Origin of the sequence: Prevotella sp. E13-17, from assembly GCF_022024035.1 — a bacterium.
GTDB lineage: Bacteria > Bacteroidota > Bacteroidia > Bacteroidales > Bacteroidaceae > Prevotella.
The window spans coordinates 1,461,569-1,475,549 of record NZ_CP091787.1; the positions used below are offsets into that span (position 1 = coordinate 1,461,569).

Annotated in this window: 11 protein-coding genes; 6 read left to right on the plus strand and 5 right to left on the minus strand. The window is 42.8% G+C overall.

The features are described from left to right. Window positions 1-31 precede the first annotated feature (31 nt). From L6472_RS05540 to prfA, 5 genes are read right to left on the minus strand one after another with little or no spacing between them, the layout of a single operon-like run. Complete coding sequence (locus L6472_RS05540; RefSeq protein WP_237807656.1) at window positions 32-1,414, minus strand: bifunctional UDP-3-O-[3-hydroxymyristoyl] N-acetylglucosamine deacetylase/3-hydroxyacyl-ACP dehydratase; 1,383 nt, start codon at window positions 1,412-1,414, stop codon at window positions 32-34. Between the two features lie 3 nt (window positions 1,415-1,417). Then, window positions 1,418-2,452 (minus strand): UDP-3-O-(3-hydroxymyristoyl)glucosamine N-acyltransferase, encoded by a 1,035-nt coding sequence (gene lpxD / locus L6472_RS05545; protein ID WP_237807657.1) that lies wholly within the window; start codon window positions 2,450-2,452, stop codon window positions 1,418-1,420. A 44-nt stretch (window positions 2,453-2,496) separates the two neighbouring features. Further along, window positions 2,497-3,720 (minus strand): HD domain-containing protein, encoded by a 1,224-nt coding sequence (locus tag L6472_RS05550; protein ID WP_237807658.1) that lies wholly within the window; start codon window positions 3,718-3,720, stop codon window positions 2,497-2,499. Between the two features lie 11 nt (window positions 3,721-3,731). Next, window positions 3,732-4,559, minus strand: a complete 828-nt coding sequence (gene pyrF / locus L6472_RS05555) for an orotidine-5'-phosphate decarboxylase (protein WP_237807659.1) — start codon at window positions 4,557-4,559, stop codon at window positions 3,732-3,734. Between the two features lie 7 nt (window positions 4,560-4,566). Next, a complete protein-coding gene (gene prfA / locus L6472_RS05560; RefSeq protein WP_237807660.1) occupies window positions 4,567-5,682 on the minus strand; it encodes a peptide chain release factor 1 in 1,116 nt (371 codons plus the stop codon). Window positions 5,683-6,356: 674 nt separating this feature from the next. Here prfA and L6472_RS05565 point away from each other — a divergent pair. The 6 genes from L6472_RS05565 (at window position 6,357) to L6472_RS05590 (ending at window position 13,781) form a co-directional block, all read left to right on the plus strand. Next, window positions 6,357-7,469, plus strand: a complete 1,113-nt coding sequence (locus L6472_RS05565; RefSeq protein ID WP_237807661.1) for a T9SS type A sorting domain-containing protein — start codon at window positions 6,357-6,359, stop codon at window positions 7,467-7,469. 444 nt (window positions 7,470-7,913) lie between these two features. Next, on the plus strand, window positions 7,914-8,960 hold the full coding sequence (locus tag L6472_RS05570; RefSeq protein WP_237807662.1) for a helix-turn-helix transcriptional regulator: 1,047 nt from the start codon (window positions 7,914-7,916) through the stop codon (window positions 8,958-8,960). 86 nt (window positions 8,961-9,046) lie between these two features. Next, window positions 9,047-11,020, plus strand: a complete 1,974-nt coding sequence (locus tag L6472_RS05575; protein ID WP_237807663.1) for an McrB family protein — start codon at window positions 9,047-9,049, stop codon at window positions 11,018-11,020. Continuing rightward, on the plus strand, window positions 10,983-12,332 hold the full coding sequence (locus L6472_RS05580) for an McrC family protein (protein WP_237807664.1): 1,350 nt from the start codon (window positions 10,983-10,985) through the stop codon (window positions 12,330-12,332). Before L6472_RS05575 ends, L6472_RS05580 begins: the two co-directional genes overlap by 38 nt. Before the next feature lie 92 nt (window positions 12,333-12,424). Continuing rightward, a complete protein-coding gene (locus tag L6472_RS05585; protein ID WP_237807665.1) occupies window positions 12,425-13,486 on the plus strand; it encodes a restriction endonuclease in 1,062 nt (353 codons plus the stop codon). Then, window positions 13,467-13,781, plus strand: coding sequence for a hypothetical protein (locus tag L6472_RS05590; RefSeq protein WP_237807667.1), 315 nt, complete (start codon window positions 13,467-13,469; stop codon window positions 13,779-13,781). The genes L6472_RS05585 and L6472_RS05590 overlap by 20 nt, the downstream gene beginning before the upstream one ends. Window positions 13,782-13,981 lie beyond the last annotated feature (200 nt).

Consider the following 13,981-nt stretch of genomic DNA (forward strand, 5'->3'; position numbering starts at 1 on the left):
GTTCTATATATAATATGATAACTTCAATTTATCACTTGTTCTTTACAATTTGAGCAGTGAACGTTGCTTCAGACACAATCTTGTCGCCAACAAAAGCATAGCCATGCATGGTGGAAATACCATGACGGAGCGGGGCCATCAAATCGACTTTGAAGATTAGCGTGTCGCCTGGCACTACCTTCTGACGGAACTTCACACCGTCAATCTTCATAAAGTAGGTTGACCAGCGTTCTGGCTCCTCCACACTGTTGAGCACCAACAGACCACCGCACTGTGCCATGGCTTCAATCTGCAGAACGCCAGGCATAACGGGCTCCTGAGGGAAGTGACCAGTGAAGAATGGCTCGTTAGATGTGATGTTCTTGACACCGACAATGCTGGTTGGTCCAATCTCAATCACTTTGTCAACCAGCTGCATGGGGTAGCGGTGTGGCAACAGTTCGCGGATGCGGTTGACATCCATGACGGGTTCTTCGTTGGGATCGTAGGCTGGAGCCTGAATCTCGTGCTTGCGAATCTCCTTGCGCATTTCGCGTGCGAACTTATTATTAATGGTGTGGCCAGGACGTGTAGCAACAATGCGTCCTTTCACGGGTTTGCCAATCAGGGCCATGTCGCCAATAACGTCGAGTAGCTTATGACGTGTGCACTCGTTGTCCCATACCAATGGCTTGTGCTGAATGTAGCCTAACTCTGTGGCGTCGCGATGCTCCACGTGCAGCATGTCTGCCAATGTGTCCAGGCGCTCTTGAGTTGTCTGACGCTCATAGATGACGATTGCGTTGTCAAGGTCACCGCCTTTAATCAGGTTGGCCTGAAGCAGAGGTTCTATATCACGTACGAATACGAATGTGCGCGCTGCTGCAATATCTTCAGGGTACTTCTTGATATCGTCGAGTGTGGCAAACTGGCTGTGAATGAACTTCGACTCGAACGAGCACATGGCTGTCAGTGTGAATTCATCATCGGGAAGGATGGTGATGCACGAGCCGGTGGTCTCGTCTTTTACTTCAATCTTTTTGCGAATGATATAGTAGTCTTTGGGAGCATTTTGCTCCTCAATGCCTATCTCGTTAATCTTCTCAACATATTTAATGGCAGAACCGTCAAGTATAGGGAACTCAGGACCGTTTACCTGAATCAGACAGTTGTCAACGCCCAGAGCGTAAAGAGCAGAAAGGGCATGCTCAATGGTTGAAACTCTGATATCGCCCTTGCCCAATACCGTGCCACGTTGTGTGTCAACAACATTTTCTGCAATGGCATCGATGATTGGCATACCGTCAAGGTCGATTCGCTGTATCTTATAGCCGTGGTTCTCTGGTGCGGGATTGAATGTTACTGTCAGGCTTAAACCTGTGTGAAGTCCTTTTCCGCAAAGCGAGAAACTGCCTTTTATAGTTTTCTGTTTCATACTTTATTTATTTGCTTTTAGTTCTGCTAATTCTTTTTTTAGTTGATTCAGTTCTCGATACATGTCAGGAAGCTTTTTCATGACGGCCGAAGCTCTGAAGAATACTTTGGGATCCATGGCTGGCGAACCGATAAGCTGCTCGTTGCCCTTGGTATTGCTGATGACGCCACACTGGGCCCCGACGAATGTCTTGTCTGCCACGTGGATGTGTCCGGCAAAGCCAGCCTGACCACCAACCATACACCAAGAACCAATCTTGGTGCTGCCTGCCATGCCGACCTGTGCCGACATAACGGTGTTTTCGCCAATCTCGCAGTTGTGGGCCACCTGAATCAGGTTGTCCAACTTCACACCTTTATGTACCACAGTGGCACCCATCGTAGAACGGTCAACACATGTGTTGGCTCCAATCTCTACGTTGTCCTCAATAATGACGATACCAATCTGCGGAATCTTGTCGTAGCCTTCGGTGCTTGGAGCAAAGCCAAAGCCGTCGGCACCAATCACGCTACCTGCGTGGATGGTGACGTTGTTGCCGATACGACAGCCCTGATATATTGTGACGTTGGGATAGAAGAGACATTTCTCTCCAACCTTTACGCCATCGCCAATGACTACATGGGGATAAATCTGTGCACCGTCGCCAATCACGGCACCATCGCCGATGCAGGCAAAGGCACCGATATATACATCTTTGCCGATGGTGGCCTTAGGCGAAACGAATGCCAGTGTGTCAATGCCAGTCTTCTTGGGCTTGATAGACTCGTAGATCTGCAGCAGCTTTGCCACGGCCTCGTAAGCGTTCTTCACGCGGATGAGTGTGGCAGAAACTTCCTGTTCCAGCTCTAAGTCTTCGTTGACCAATACGATGGTTGACTTGGTTTCGTAAAGATAATGTGTGTATTTTGGATTTGATAGGAATGAAATAGCTCCTTCCTGTCCTTCTTCAATCTTTGCAAAGGTATGGACGGCTGCGGCCTCGTTGCCTTCTACTCGTCCGCCAATCAGATCAGCTATTTGTTTAGCAGTAAACTCCATAATATCTACTAGTTTTTCAAATTAGACTGCAAATATAAACATTTTTATTGAATTCGCTGATAACAGAGATAATATTTTCGTATTTTTTTAGAAAGAAGTGCTACATTTAGTATCTCTGAGGCTTCTGCGATGTCTTTTATACTGCCGTCTTTGTATAAAATATCTATTGAATCATCATCAACCGAATACATGTCTTTTTGTATTTCGCTGACGTTGATCATGTAGTGTGTGTCTTCTTTTGCGATTCCCATCTGTTGGGCAATGCTCATGCGAAGTTCTTCTAGTCTTTCTTCAGATATTGGTGTCTCATGAACTTCAACCTTGAAGACGCATCTGTCAAGCATGTCTTTTGCCAGTGTGGACAGTATCTTGTCCTCGTGATACTTCCATGCTTTCATGGCGCTCCAAATGTCGGAGTCGTCCAAGTCTTCATACATCTGCAATGCCTCGCTGTGAGTTTCAAACCACTGTCGGTCAACATTGTTGTTCAGGAAGTAGGCGAGGGCCGGTGAGGCAAACACCTCTTTGCCCTGTCGCACCAAATCCTTGGCTCTTGTTAGCATGCTCACCAGCACTTTCTCATAGGCTACAGTGGTCTTGTGCAGGTAAACTTGCCAATACATCAGTCTTCTTGTGGTGAGGTAGTTCTCAAGTGAGTAGATGCCTTTTTGCTCAATGACCAAACGGTCATCGACCACGTTCAGCATTTTGATGATTCTGGCTGAACCGATATTTCCCTCTGTGACGCCAGTGTAGAACGAGTCGCGACGCAGATAGTCCAGTCGATCCATGTCCAGTTGACTGGAAATCAACTGGTGAAGAAATTTCTTCGGATATTCGTTCTTGAAGACGGAAATGGCCAAGTTTAGCTGACCGCCCATGTCTCGATTGATTTGTTCCATCATCATCAGTGAGATATCTTCATGCGATATGCCAGAGATGAGCGTGTTTTCCAATACGTGCGAAAAGGGGGCATGCCCGATGTCGTGCATCAGGATTGCCGCTTTGACAGCTTCGGCTTCGGAATCAAAGATGAAATGACCTTTTTGCTGGAGCGACAGTATGGCTTCACTCATGAGGTGGAAGGCACCGAGTGAATGCAGAAATCGTGTGTGGCGGGCACCGGGATATACGACCGATGTCAGTCCTAATTGGTTAATTCTGTTTAGACGTTGAAACAGAGGATGCTTTACTATGCCGTAAAGCAATCCTCTTGGTATCTGGATAAACCCGAAGACGGGGTCATTGATAATCTTTGTTTCGTTCATCCATTTGTTCTTTACATGCCAATCTTAGCAAGTTCTGAAGCCATCTCTTGCTGAAGTTCTTTGGCTTTCTGGCCAGCCACTTCTGCAAAGTTCTCTTCCTGAGAAGCATAGATAATGCCGCGAGAAGAGTTGACCAGCAGACCACAGTCCTTGTTCATACCGTATTTGCATACTTCTTGCAGACTGCCACCTTGTGCGCCAACGCCAGGCACTAACAGGAAGTGACTGGGAGCCACCTTGCGGATGTCTTCGAACATCTGTCCCTGAGTGGCACCAACCACGTACATCATGTTCTCGTCGTTGCCCCATTTCTGTGAAGTCTTCAACACTTTCTCAAAGAGACGCTCGCCCTGTTCGTCGGCCGTCAGCTGGAAGTCGTGGGAACCCTTATTGCTGGTCAGTGCAAGCAGAATAACCCATTTGCCGTCATAGCCCAAGAACGGTGTGACAGAGTCTTCGCCCATATAGGGAGCAACAGTTAGAGAATCTACGTCATACTCCTCAAAGAAAGTGCGTGCGTACATGGCTGATGTGTTGCCGATATCACCACGCTTAGCGTCTGCCACGATGAAATGATGAGGATATTCCTTCTTGAGGAAAGCAATGGTCTTCTCGAACGAAATCATCCCTTTCACGCCAAAAGCCTCATAGAATGCCAGATTAGGCTTGTATGCAACGCAGTAGGGGGCAGTGGCTTCGATGATGGCCTTATTGAAGGCGAAGATGGGGTCCTCTTCTTTTAACAGGTGCTGAGGTATCTTCTTCAGGTCTGTGTCAAGACCGACACACAGAAAAGAGTGTTTCTCTTTTATTTGCTGGATAAGTTCCTGTCTAGTCATATGCTTTTTATAATTCGTTTTCTTTCATGCGTTCTGCGTTCTCTGCTACGGTCAAGGCGTCAATCATGGCTTGAATGTCGCCCCCCAGAAATCCTTGTAAATCGTGAGTAGTATAACCGATACGGTGGTCGGTGACACGGCCTTGTGGGAAGTTGTAGGTGCGGATCTTCGCCGAGCGGTCGCCAGTGCTGACCAATGTCTTGCGGCGACTTGCTATGTCGTCCATGTATTTCTGGTGTTCTTTGTCGTAGATGAAGGTGTAGAGACGGGAAAGTGCGCGTTCCTTATTCTTGGGTTGGTCGCGTGTCTCCGTACATTCAATCAGGATTTCCTCTGTCTCACCTGTATTGGGATTCTTCCACATATAGCGCAGGCGAACACCCGATTCTACCTTGTTGACGTTCTGACCGCCAGCACCGCTCGAGCGGAAGGTGTCCCATTTGATTTCGCCTTCATTGATATGAACCTCGAATTTGTCGGCTTCTGGCAATACGGCAACTGTTGCAGCACTAGTCTGCATGCGTCCGTTAGACTCGGTGACGGGCACTCGCTGCACGCGGTGAACGCCCGATTCGTATTTCAGCGTGCCATATACGTCGGTACCACTTACGGCGAAGTCAATTTCCTTATACCCCCCCACAGCACCTTCGTTGAAGTCGGTGACGCTGAGTTGCCAACCTTTGGCCTCACAGTAGTTCTTGTACATCTTAAACAGATCCCCGGCAAATAGACAGGCTTCGTCGCCGCCAGTTCCTGCGCGAATCTCCATCTGCACGTTCTTTGCATCCTCGGGGTCTTTAGGTATCAGGGCAATCTTGATTTCCTCTTCGAGTTGTGGCTGTAGCGCCTCGTTGGTTGACAGCTCTTCACGGGCCATCTCTTTCATTTCGGGGTCGTCTTCGTTGGCCAGTATATCCTTTGCCTCCTTGATGCTGTTTAGGCAGTTGATATAACGCTTGCGTGCGTCCATGATGTCGCCCAGGTCTTTGTACTCTTTCGTCAGTTTCACGAATCGCTGTTGGTCTGCAATCACTGCAGGGTCAGTAATCAGAGTTGATACCTCTTCGAAGCGACTTTCCAGTCCGTCCAGCTTTTGCAAAATGCTGTTTGTTGTTTCTGCCATTTTTATCTATACTTCTTTTAATTTGGGTGCAAAGTTACGAAAAAAGGTTGTAACAAAAGACGGAATTTGGAGAATTAACGCAGAATGACCGTAAATAAAAGGTAATCAAGGGAAAAACGGGGAAGTTCAGTTTTAGGCTGAATGCAAATCAGTAGTCAGCCAATCGAAAATAGCTGATAGCATCAAGAGCCTGTTCTGCCTTATTGGTATCAGCAATCATCAGACCTCAGCCTTGCAGTGTCTGAATCTGCTGTGCTAGCGTCATTGCTTGTTAGGTATATCTATATACAAAAAATGTCCCGCTGGTACGCTGTTCTTATGGGAAGCGGGCGGGATTTGTCGGTGAAAAGATAGTGCATTTTCTTGAATCTACAAACAATTCTGAAGATTTATTGTTGAAATACGAGTAAAAAGTATTTGAAATCGAAAACTTTTCGTAATTTTGCAGTGTGTTTTCGAAAGAGGCACAAGACATATTGCTCTATAGCTTCACAATCACCACCGCGAACGAAAGAGCAACAACTATTATAGGAGCTGCCCCCAATATGGGCGCAGATTTCCCATATATAGTTGTGGTTTGTGGTGAACCGTGAAGCGTATGGCGAAAGTCTGCGCCTCTTTTGATGGAAATTGCAAAGTATGGTTACTCAAAAACTAAGATTAAATACAGAACTATGAAGAAGTTTGTATTATTACTGGCATTTGCCATTTGTAGCTCCTATGGTTTTGCACAGGAGCCAGTGCTCTCCTTCAATGGAGATTTGTATTTCATCCCAGGCTCCATGACTAAAGAAGGAGAGGCTTTCCTTGTGTCGGTGAACACTTTCGACAGGAAAGGTTTTACCATTTATGACGGCGACTTTAACACGGTCAGGGATTTCACAGACCCTGCCATGGGGCAGCCTTATCAGGAGCGCGTCGTCACACTGACACGCGTTTGCGACCTCGGCAACAGTGGCGGATCGATTACAAGAGCAGCTGCAAGCGATGAATGGACGGTTGTGGACGACCAGACCAACGAATATACAACGAGTTCGACAATCAATAGCTTTGAGTTGTATTCCGACAACAACAGCTATCATTCTCGTCACCTCTATGTAAGCCAGACATTGTTCGACGATGACGATGATTTCGAATATGTGCGGTCAAGACAAACCATTGTGCCCGTCAGCATGAAATATGCAGACTACGTCAAGGAGCATTCGACTGGCAATGACGGCAATATTCTCTCACCATCTTACGGCGACGAGAAGCTTGACTCCATCATGAGGGAAAGCGGAGCCGACAACTATGAGTGGTTTTGGGATGATGAAAGTGGCAAACGACTGCTCAGGCTTTACAAACATGAGCATTATGGTGGAATCTATACCGAAGGAGTGGAGATTGCGACATTAGATGGAACGGTCAAGGCATTCCTGCCGGGCATATCCTACATCTCTTCAGCCTATTATTTCAGAGGGAAATGCTATGTCCAGGGATATGGCAGCGACAACAGCCGCGTATTATATCTTTTAGGAAACGATGCAACAGGGATTAGGGAAGTAAGCCGTTCCAAGGCTGATTTCTCAATAAGAAGAGTGGGTAGTAATATAGTCTTTGACAATGAAACCGGCGGACAGTTGACGCTTGTAGTTTCTGCTATGGACGGCAAGGTGGTAAGGTCGCTGAATGCAAAACGAGGCAGTAATCAGCTCTCTGTCAGCGGGCTAATGAGTGGTGTTTATAACGTCACGCTCTATCAGCAGTCCAGCCCTGTAAAGTCTTCAAAAATCATCATAAAGAACTAGTGGCGTCCGATAAAAACACTTCAAGAGGCCGCTTGGGCGTACACGAACAATGGGTATATTCCAGAAACAGATACGTGTACTTTGAGAATGGGAAACTATCAGTCATTCGGGACTGAAGTGACTTACTATAAATAAGAAAAGGTATAGGAGCATAGAATGCACCAACATTAGAAAAAAGGCAAGACTGCTAGCAATGGTATCGCCTTGGATTATGCGCATGTAAGCTCTTCACTCATATGTTGGTAAACCATCTCCTACGCTTTATAAATCTAATCTAAGGTGTGGGAGATTTCTAATAACATTAGTATTGGTTTGTATCATAATTATTGCATTTTACTCTCATAATTAATGTTTGTGGGTTATTAAATAAATATTTTTGCGAAAATATTTGTTCGATTGAAAACTGTTGCTTATCTTTGCACCCATAATCGAAACAGCAAAAATATGATGCAACTTAACGAGAAACTATTGAAAGAGCTTCCACGTATATTGAATATGACGAATGGGGCTATATCGGAGAAGTCTAACATTGCTATATCAACATGGTATAGAATAGTCCAGACTCCATCCAAAATATCAGTACATCAACTAATTGATCTGGCCAATGGCCTGCATATTCCAGTAAGTCGATTCTTTTCATCTGAATACTTTGATGAGATAGGTAAGCGTGAGGATTATATCGTATGTGACAGTTTTAAAGAATGCTATTATAATGGAGAAGCGATTCAAAAAGTTGTCAGATCAGGCGTTGTCTCTTCATATAAAGATGCTGCTACTTCCGTGGGGGTTCATCCTAACCGTGTTAAAGAATCACTTCTTGCGGTACATCGTCTTCCTGTTACTCGCCTACTTAATTTCTGCAACGCATTCACTCTGAATTTTTTTGAATTTGTAGTTGACCCTAATCTCCAAACAGATTCAGGCGTACTTGATAGTCGTTTGGGTATCCCACTATTGGTAAAGCCATATAAACATAATTTAGCAGAAGAATATCTTTCGGAAATGAAGAAGATGAAGGCTCAGCTCCTAAATGCCCAATTGGAACTTGATGCAGTACGTCGTAATCAAAGTAACAATAATGATATGGGAAAAAATGTAATCAAAGCACCTGTGACTTGGTTCTTTGGTATCCGTTTCTTATATGCATATAAAGACATGAGCGAGCCAGTACGCGCATGGTTTCAAATGCTCGTAAAGAAAGAACGGCCTCATGAAACATTCTTCTTCGCTAAAACCGGTAATGAATACAACACCATATGTTTCTATACAGATGATGGCATTAAGTTTTTCGAAGCCGGATGCCAACCTCCACTATCTGATTGTTTGTTCCGTGAAAGGATAATGGTAGGAAAGATTTGTGCACATACTCTAGATGACAATCCAGAAACTATAGAATTCTCTGCTGACTTGGTTGCCAATCTCAGAGAGGACAGAAAGGACACTGCGGACTTTGCATTGTTCAGGAAAGAAATGATACAAAAGTTTAGTTAAGGCGTAATTGCGAAATGGTGTGATATTCATAGTTATATATGATATAATCTCAGTATAAGAAATCTTAAATAGGCAACATTATAAAGATGAAAGAAAACAATAATGCGGGCGAATTGGTTAATGGAAAATTCCAATTTGTTTCTTTAGGGAAGAATCTGCTTAACCAAAAGGCATGGTTGCTCATTATTAAATTTATGAGAGAGGAACTTGAACACGCATTGGCCTCTCAAGGTGTGGATAGTATTTCCTGCTTAGAGGACACGTCCTCATTCCACATTTGCAAAGAAAACAGTGAGGAAAATAGTAAAGGAGATATAATCTTTCATGTTACTAATTCCGTCATAAAAGATTTGAAATCCCACAACATTAGAGAAATATTTGAAGAACCAGAGATCCCCATTGTAACCATTGGAAATTTAAGAATCAACTTTTGGGTAAATATGACTATTTTCCCCAAAAAAGTAGATTTTGTTGTTATCAAAGAAGTTGCAGAGCATTATTCTAATTGGATATTGGATGTTACCCCCGATTCTTTTACTTGTTCGTATTCAATTCCGTTCTTTCTATTTGTTTCATGTTACATCCAGGACAAACATTATATTGATACAACTTTTCGTGATTTGCGAGACTTTTTTTCTCCTGAGAGATATTCAACATTTTCAGATTTCGAAAAACGAGTTCTAAGACCTGTTAAAGAGGATTATGATAGGGCTTATGAAAAAGGAGAAAGTGAGTTTACATTTACGTATAAGACAAAAGACAAAACCCCTATTGGGAAAAAGGGTTCTGCGTTAATAAACATAGAACTAATCAACGCAGCGCCTAAAAAACGACGTGAACCCCATATTAACTATAGCGCATTACAAGCAATGGAAAAGAACAATAAGTTTAACAAGTACATACAATTGTTAGAGGTAAACAAGAATCTTATCTTGACTGGTGCACCAGGAACAGGAAAAACATTCTTGGCAAGAGAAATAGCAAAGGCCATGGGGTGTATGGAGGAACAAATTGGTTTTATACAGTTCCACCCAAACTATGACTATACTGATTTTATTGAAGGGTTGAGGCCTATCTCTGATAAAAATGGAAATATCGGCTTCAAGAGGCAAAATGGGGCATTCAAAGAATTCTGCAAACTAGCTATTAGCCAATGCGTTCAACCAACAAAAACAGAGTCGGAGGCAGTGCTGCAGAAATTCAAAATAATGCTTAGAAAGAAAGGGAGAATAGAAATAAGAGGTATCTATTTTATGATAGATGAAGGGGAAACAATACACTTCATCTATCATCGTACCAGTTATGTTCTACGGGACAAAGACCTTTTAGAATATATTAGTGACAAAGATAACTGCCTCTATAACGCTTTTACTAAGTTAGTGGGAGATTATGCTGTTGCCAATTATTTTGTTCCAACTAATCTAAAGAATGAAGACATAAAGAAATTCGTATTTGTCATCGATGAAATTAACCGTGGTGAAATAAACAAGATATTTGGGGAGGCATTTTCCTCTATAGATTCCGGCTACCGTGGCGAGAAAGGTAAGGTGCAAACTCAATACCAGAATATGATTGATAATGACGATGTGTTTAAGGATGGCTTCTACGTCCCAGAAAATGTCTATATCATTGGTACGATGAATGACATTGACCGCAGTGTGGAGAGTATGGACTTTGCAATGCGCCGTCGTTTTGCATTTGTAGAAGTAACAACAGAAGAGAGTTATCAGAATATGATTGCAGAAAGTAATGATTATGATAAAAACGAAAAGGTGGAAATCAAGAAGAGAATGTCAGCCTTGAACAAATCCATTCTCATGCCAGAACTCAAGCTGGGCGAAGCTTACCAAATTGGTGCAGCATATTTCCGCAAATACCTTAACTATAAACATCTGGGAATGGAGCAGGCCTTCAAAATGTTGTGGAACTATCATTTGAAAGGACTCCTCTTTGAATACCTACGAGGTAATCAGAATGCAAAAGCCTATTTGGATGAATTGGAAAAGGCTTATAACAAAAAGCATGAAACGAATGATGAAACTGATAAAGACAACGGATAACAACGGAAGGGGTGAACCTTTCGACGCTGCTTTGCACTTGGGGAACTTGAAAAAGTTGTCTGCAAAACCTCTGTGCGAGCTTGATCTTGCTGAACATCCCAACTTGCTGATATTCCCTTCAGATTTCAAAGTCAATGGTGATGACATCGGCAATCAGCACATCTTTACAATAGACGAGAATCGTCTTTTGACAGGAAATATCATGGGATTCATCGGTTATAACAACACACAGGTTAGCATTCGTTCACGTTTCGCCACGAATGATACTAATGACTACTTTCTGCACTACATGCTCCAGCGTGTTTTCGCTATCAATCTATTTGATCTCAAGTTTGGAACTAACAATGAGGGGGTATTCAATTTCCTCATCTATCTCTTCCCGGAATTTTTAAAGCGTGCTATACGTCAAGGTGTCTATAAAGAATACCAAACGAGAAATTACAATGATGCTAACGTGAAAGGAAGGATAGATATTGCTAGGCATATCCGTCAAAACATTTCTTTTACTGGGAAAATAGCATACACAACAAGAGAATATTCAACTGACAACCATGTTACCCAACTTGTTCGGCATACTATTGAATATCTAGCCGTCCATCCTTTGGGTAGCAATGTCCTCTATAACGATGAGGAAACTCGTAATGCAGTAAGCGGAATATGTCAAGCAACGCCAACATATAATCGTAAAGAACTTCGGAGTGTCATCAATTGCAACCTCCGGCCTTTAAGCCACCCATTTTTCATAGAATACCGTAACTTGCAACTTCTCTGCTTGCAAATACTTCAACATGAAGAAATAAGGTATGGTAACGATAATAATAATCAAATATATGGCATCCTTTATGACGGTGCATGGTTGTGGGAAGAGTATTTAAATACCGTGTTAAGGGATATTGGGTTTCTGCATCCTAAAAACAAAATAGGTGAAGGTGGAATACATATATTCACAGACAAAGTTGGCCGTGAGAAAGCGATGCCTGATTATCATAGGTCAGACATAGTGCTTGATGCAAAATACAAGCGATATTCAGACTGGAGTGCAGTGTCACGCGATGACAGGAACCAATTAATAGCCTATATGCATTTGTATAATACAGTAAATAGCGGCTTTATAGTGCCACTGGAAAATTCTGACATTAAAATGACAAGGTCTCTTAGTGGTCGTGGAGGGACAATGTCAATTATTGGAATGAATGTTTCTACAATCTGCGACAATTTTAAAGATTTCTGTTCGCATATGGCAAAGGAAGAAAAGTTGCTTAAAGAGAAAATCGCTCAGATTTGTGATTGTAGCCGTATAGAACACACGTAAAGAAATAGAGGCAACTAAAAATAGTAGGAACTGAAAACCATTTATTGTATAAAATGGTGACAAAAGAGATTATTAACAAAAAATGAATGATTATGAATAATCCAACACGCACAACAAACAGACTTCACTTTGAAGATTTTCCTTGGCAACGTTTCGAAGAGCTGGTTTTTGAAATAGTTTACAGAAAATATAAATGGGGTGAACTTTCTCCAATAGGTCAAAAGGGGAAAGATGGCGGAGTAGACATTTGGGGTGTTGACACGGAAGAAACTACTTGGTACATTCAATGTAAGAATCATCAGTCTTTCACAAAGGCAGACGCACAGGCTGCAATTGACAAGATTGTTGGCAATTACGAAATTGCCAAGAGCTGTATGCTGCTCATTGCTCTTGCTTGCAACATTACTACTGATACACTCCAATTCATAAAATCATATAGTGAGGAAAGAGGATTCAACGGAAGTGATGTGTGGGTTGGGACGAAACTTGAAACGATGCTTTATAGTGACTATAAAGATTTGCTATATAAGTTTTTTGGTATAGAGACAGAGCACAATAGGAACATTAAAAAAGTTGTTAACGGAAACAAGGTGAGGCAGGAAGTCGAAAAGATATTGCTGCAGAAAGTCAATTGGACACCAGAGATAAGAATGGAAATAGCCAGAGATCCTTCAAAACAATTCAGATTTGAAAAGGTTGTTATACGTTCTGTTGATGATGTTGATGATTCCTATGGTGAGAATGCCAGCTATTGTGAGATCTGTCCTTATCAATTAACTGACGTTGGTATTGAGTTCCTGGATTTATATTGGGACAATTACAGAATAGCAATTGACATAGATACTAAATGTTGGAGAAGAATAAAGGACGATGACAATTTGCAGGAAAACGAATTTGACATACGTGCTGAGCATGTGGCTCTCCTTCCATATTATTGTATTATAAGCATTATGGAGAAAGGAGATGATTATTCTGACTATCCTGTTCTAATCTGTGGATTTGAGTTTAATAACACTCCGTTTTTACGCTACTATTATAAACACAAGGCATCAAAAGTCGATTTAGTTGAGGGGAAACCATTAAGTATTTCAGATTTATCCATGCTAATAGATGAGATTGAAAAGGAATATGTTGATGATATCAGTAATACCTGAAAACTATTTTTCAGAATCAACACTCAGCCATCTGAAGCCACAGCAAGGCTTGTTAGAGCGTTACCAATGTCGTGCGATTGATGTGACGCTGGCTGCCAAGTTGACGCTAACGTATGGCAAGTATCATCTTGCGTTGCTTCACAGGCTGCTAGCTATGAGCGAGGAGCAGACAACGTATCAGCAGGCAGAGCAACAGTCGGGCAATGATGCGCTCGACCTTAGTCGCTTCGCTTGCGAAGAATCAGATGACCATTTTCCATTCGTCGCCAGCGGACTTCTTGCGTCCCTATGGTAGCAAGCGACCTGAGGTCGAGCGTATGCACACACAAGAGGAAAGTACAGATGAATCTATCGCCACATATAGGGAGTTCAAACGGCTCTTAGAGGAATATGCCGACGAATACTTTGTGCCAAGCGTGGTGGAGGAGTTCTGCAAGAGGGTGTATGCTCTTAGGATTATGTTTGCCCCTTGGCTTACGCCGTACCCCCGATTAA

What these genes read in the sequence shown, in the direction of transcription:
- lpxD (WP_237807657.1), bottom strand. Translation starts at nt 2,452, where the DNA reads ATGGAGTTTACTGCTAAACAAATAGCTGATCTGATTGGCGGACGAGTA.
- L6472_RS05565 (WP_237807661.1), top strand. Translation starts at nt 6,357, where the DNA reads ATGAAGAAGTTTGTATTATTACTGGCATTTGCCATTTGTAGCTCCTAT.
- L6472_RS05575 (WP_237807663.1), top strand. Translation starts at nt 9,047, where the DNA reads ATGAAAGAAAACAATAATGCGGGCGAATTGGTTAATGGAAAATTCCAA.
- pyrF (WP_237807659.1), bottom strand. Translation starts at nt 4,559, where the DNA reads ATGACTAGACAGGAACTTATCCAGCAAATAAAAGAGAAACACTCTTTT.
- L6472_RS05580 (WP_237807664.1), top strand. Translation starts at nt 10,983, where the DNA reads ATGAAACGAATGATGAAACTGATAAAGACAACGGATAACAACGGAAGG.
- L6472_RS05540 (WP_237807656.1), bottom strand. Translation starts at nt 1,414, where the DNA reads ATGAAACAGAAAACTATAAAAGGCAGTTTCTCGCTTTGCGGAAAAGGA.
- L6472_RS05570 (WP_237807662.1), top strand. Translation starts at nt 7,914, where the DNA reads ATGATGCAACTTAACGAGAAACTATTGAAAGAGCTTCCACGTATATTG.
- L6472_RS05585 (WP_237807665.1), top strand. Translation starts at nt 12,425, where the DNA reads ATGAATAATCCAACACGCACAACAAACAGACTTCACTTTGAAGATTTT.
- L6472_RS05590 (WP_237807667.1), top strand. Translation starts at nt 13,467, where the DNA reads ATGATATCAGTAATACCTGAAAACTATTTTTCAGAATCAACACTCAGC.
- L6472_RS05550 (WP_237807658.1), bottom strand. Translation starts at nt 3,720, where the DNA reads ATGAACGAAACAAAGATTATCAATGACCCCGTCTTCGGGTTTATCCAG.
- prfA (WP_237807660.1), bottom strand. Translation starts at nt 5,682, where the DNA reads ATGGCAGAAACAACAAACAGCATTTTGCAAAAGCTGGACGGACTGGAA.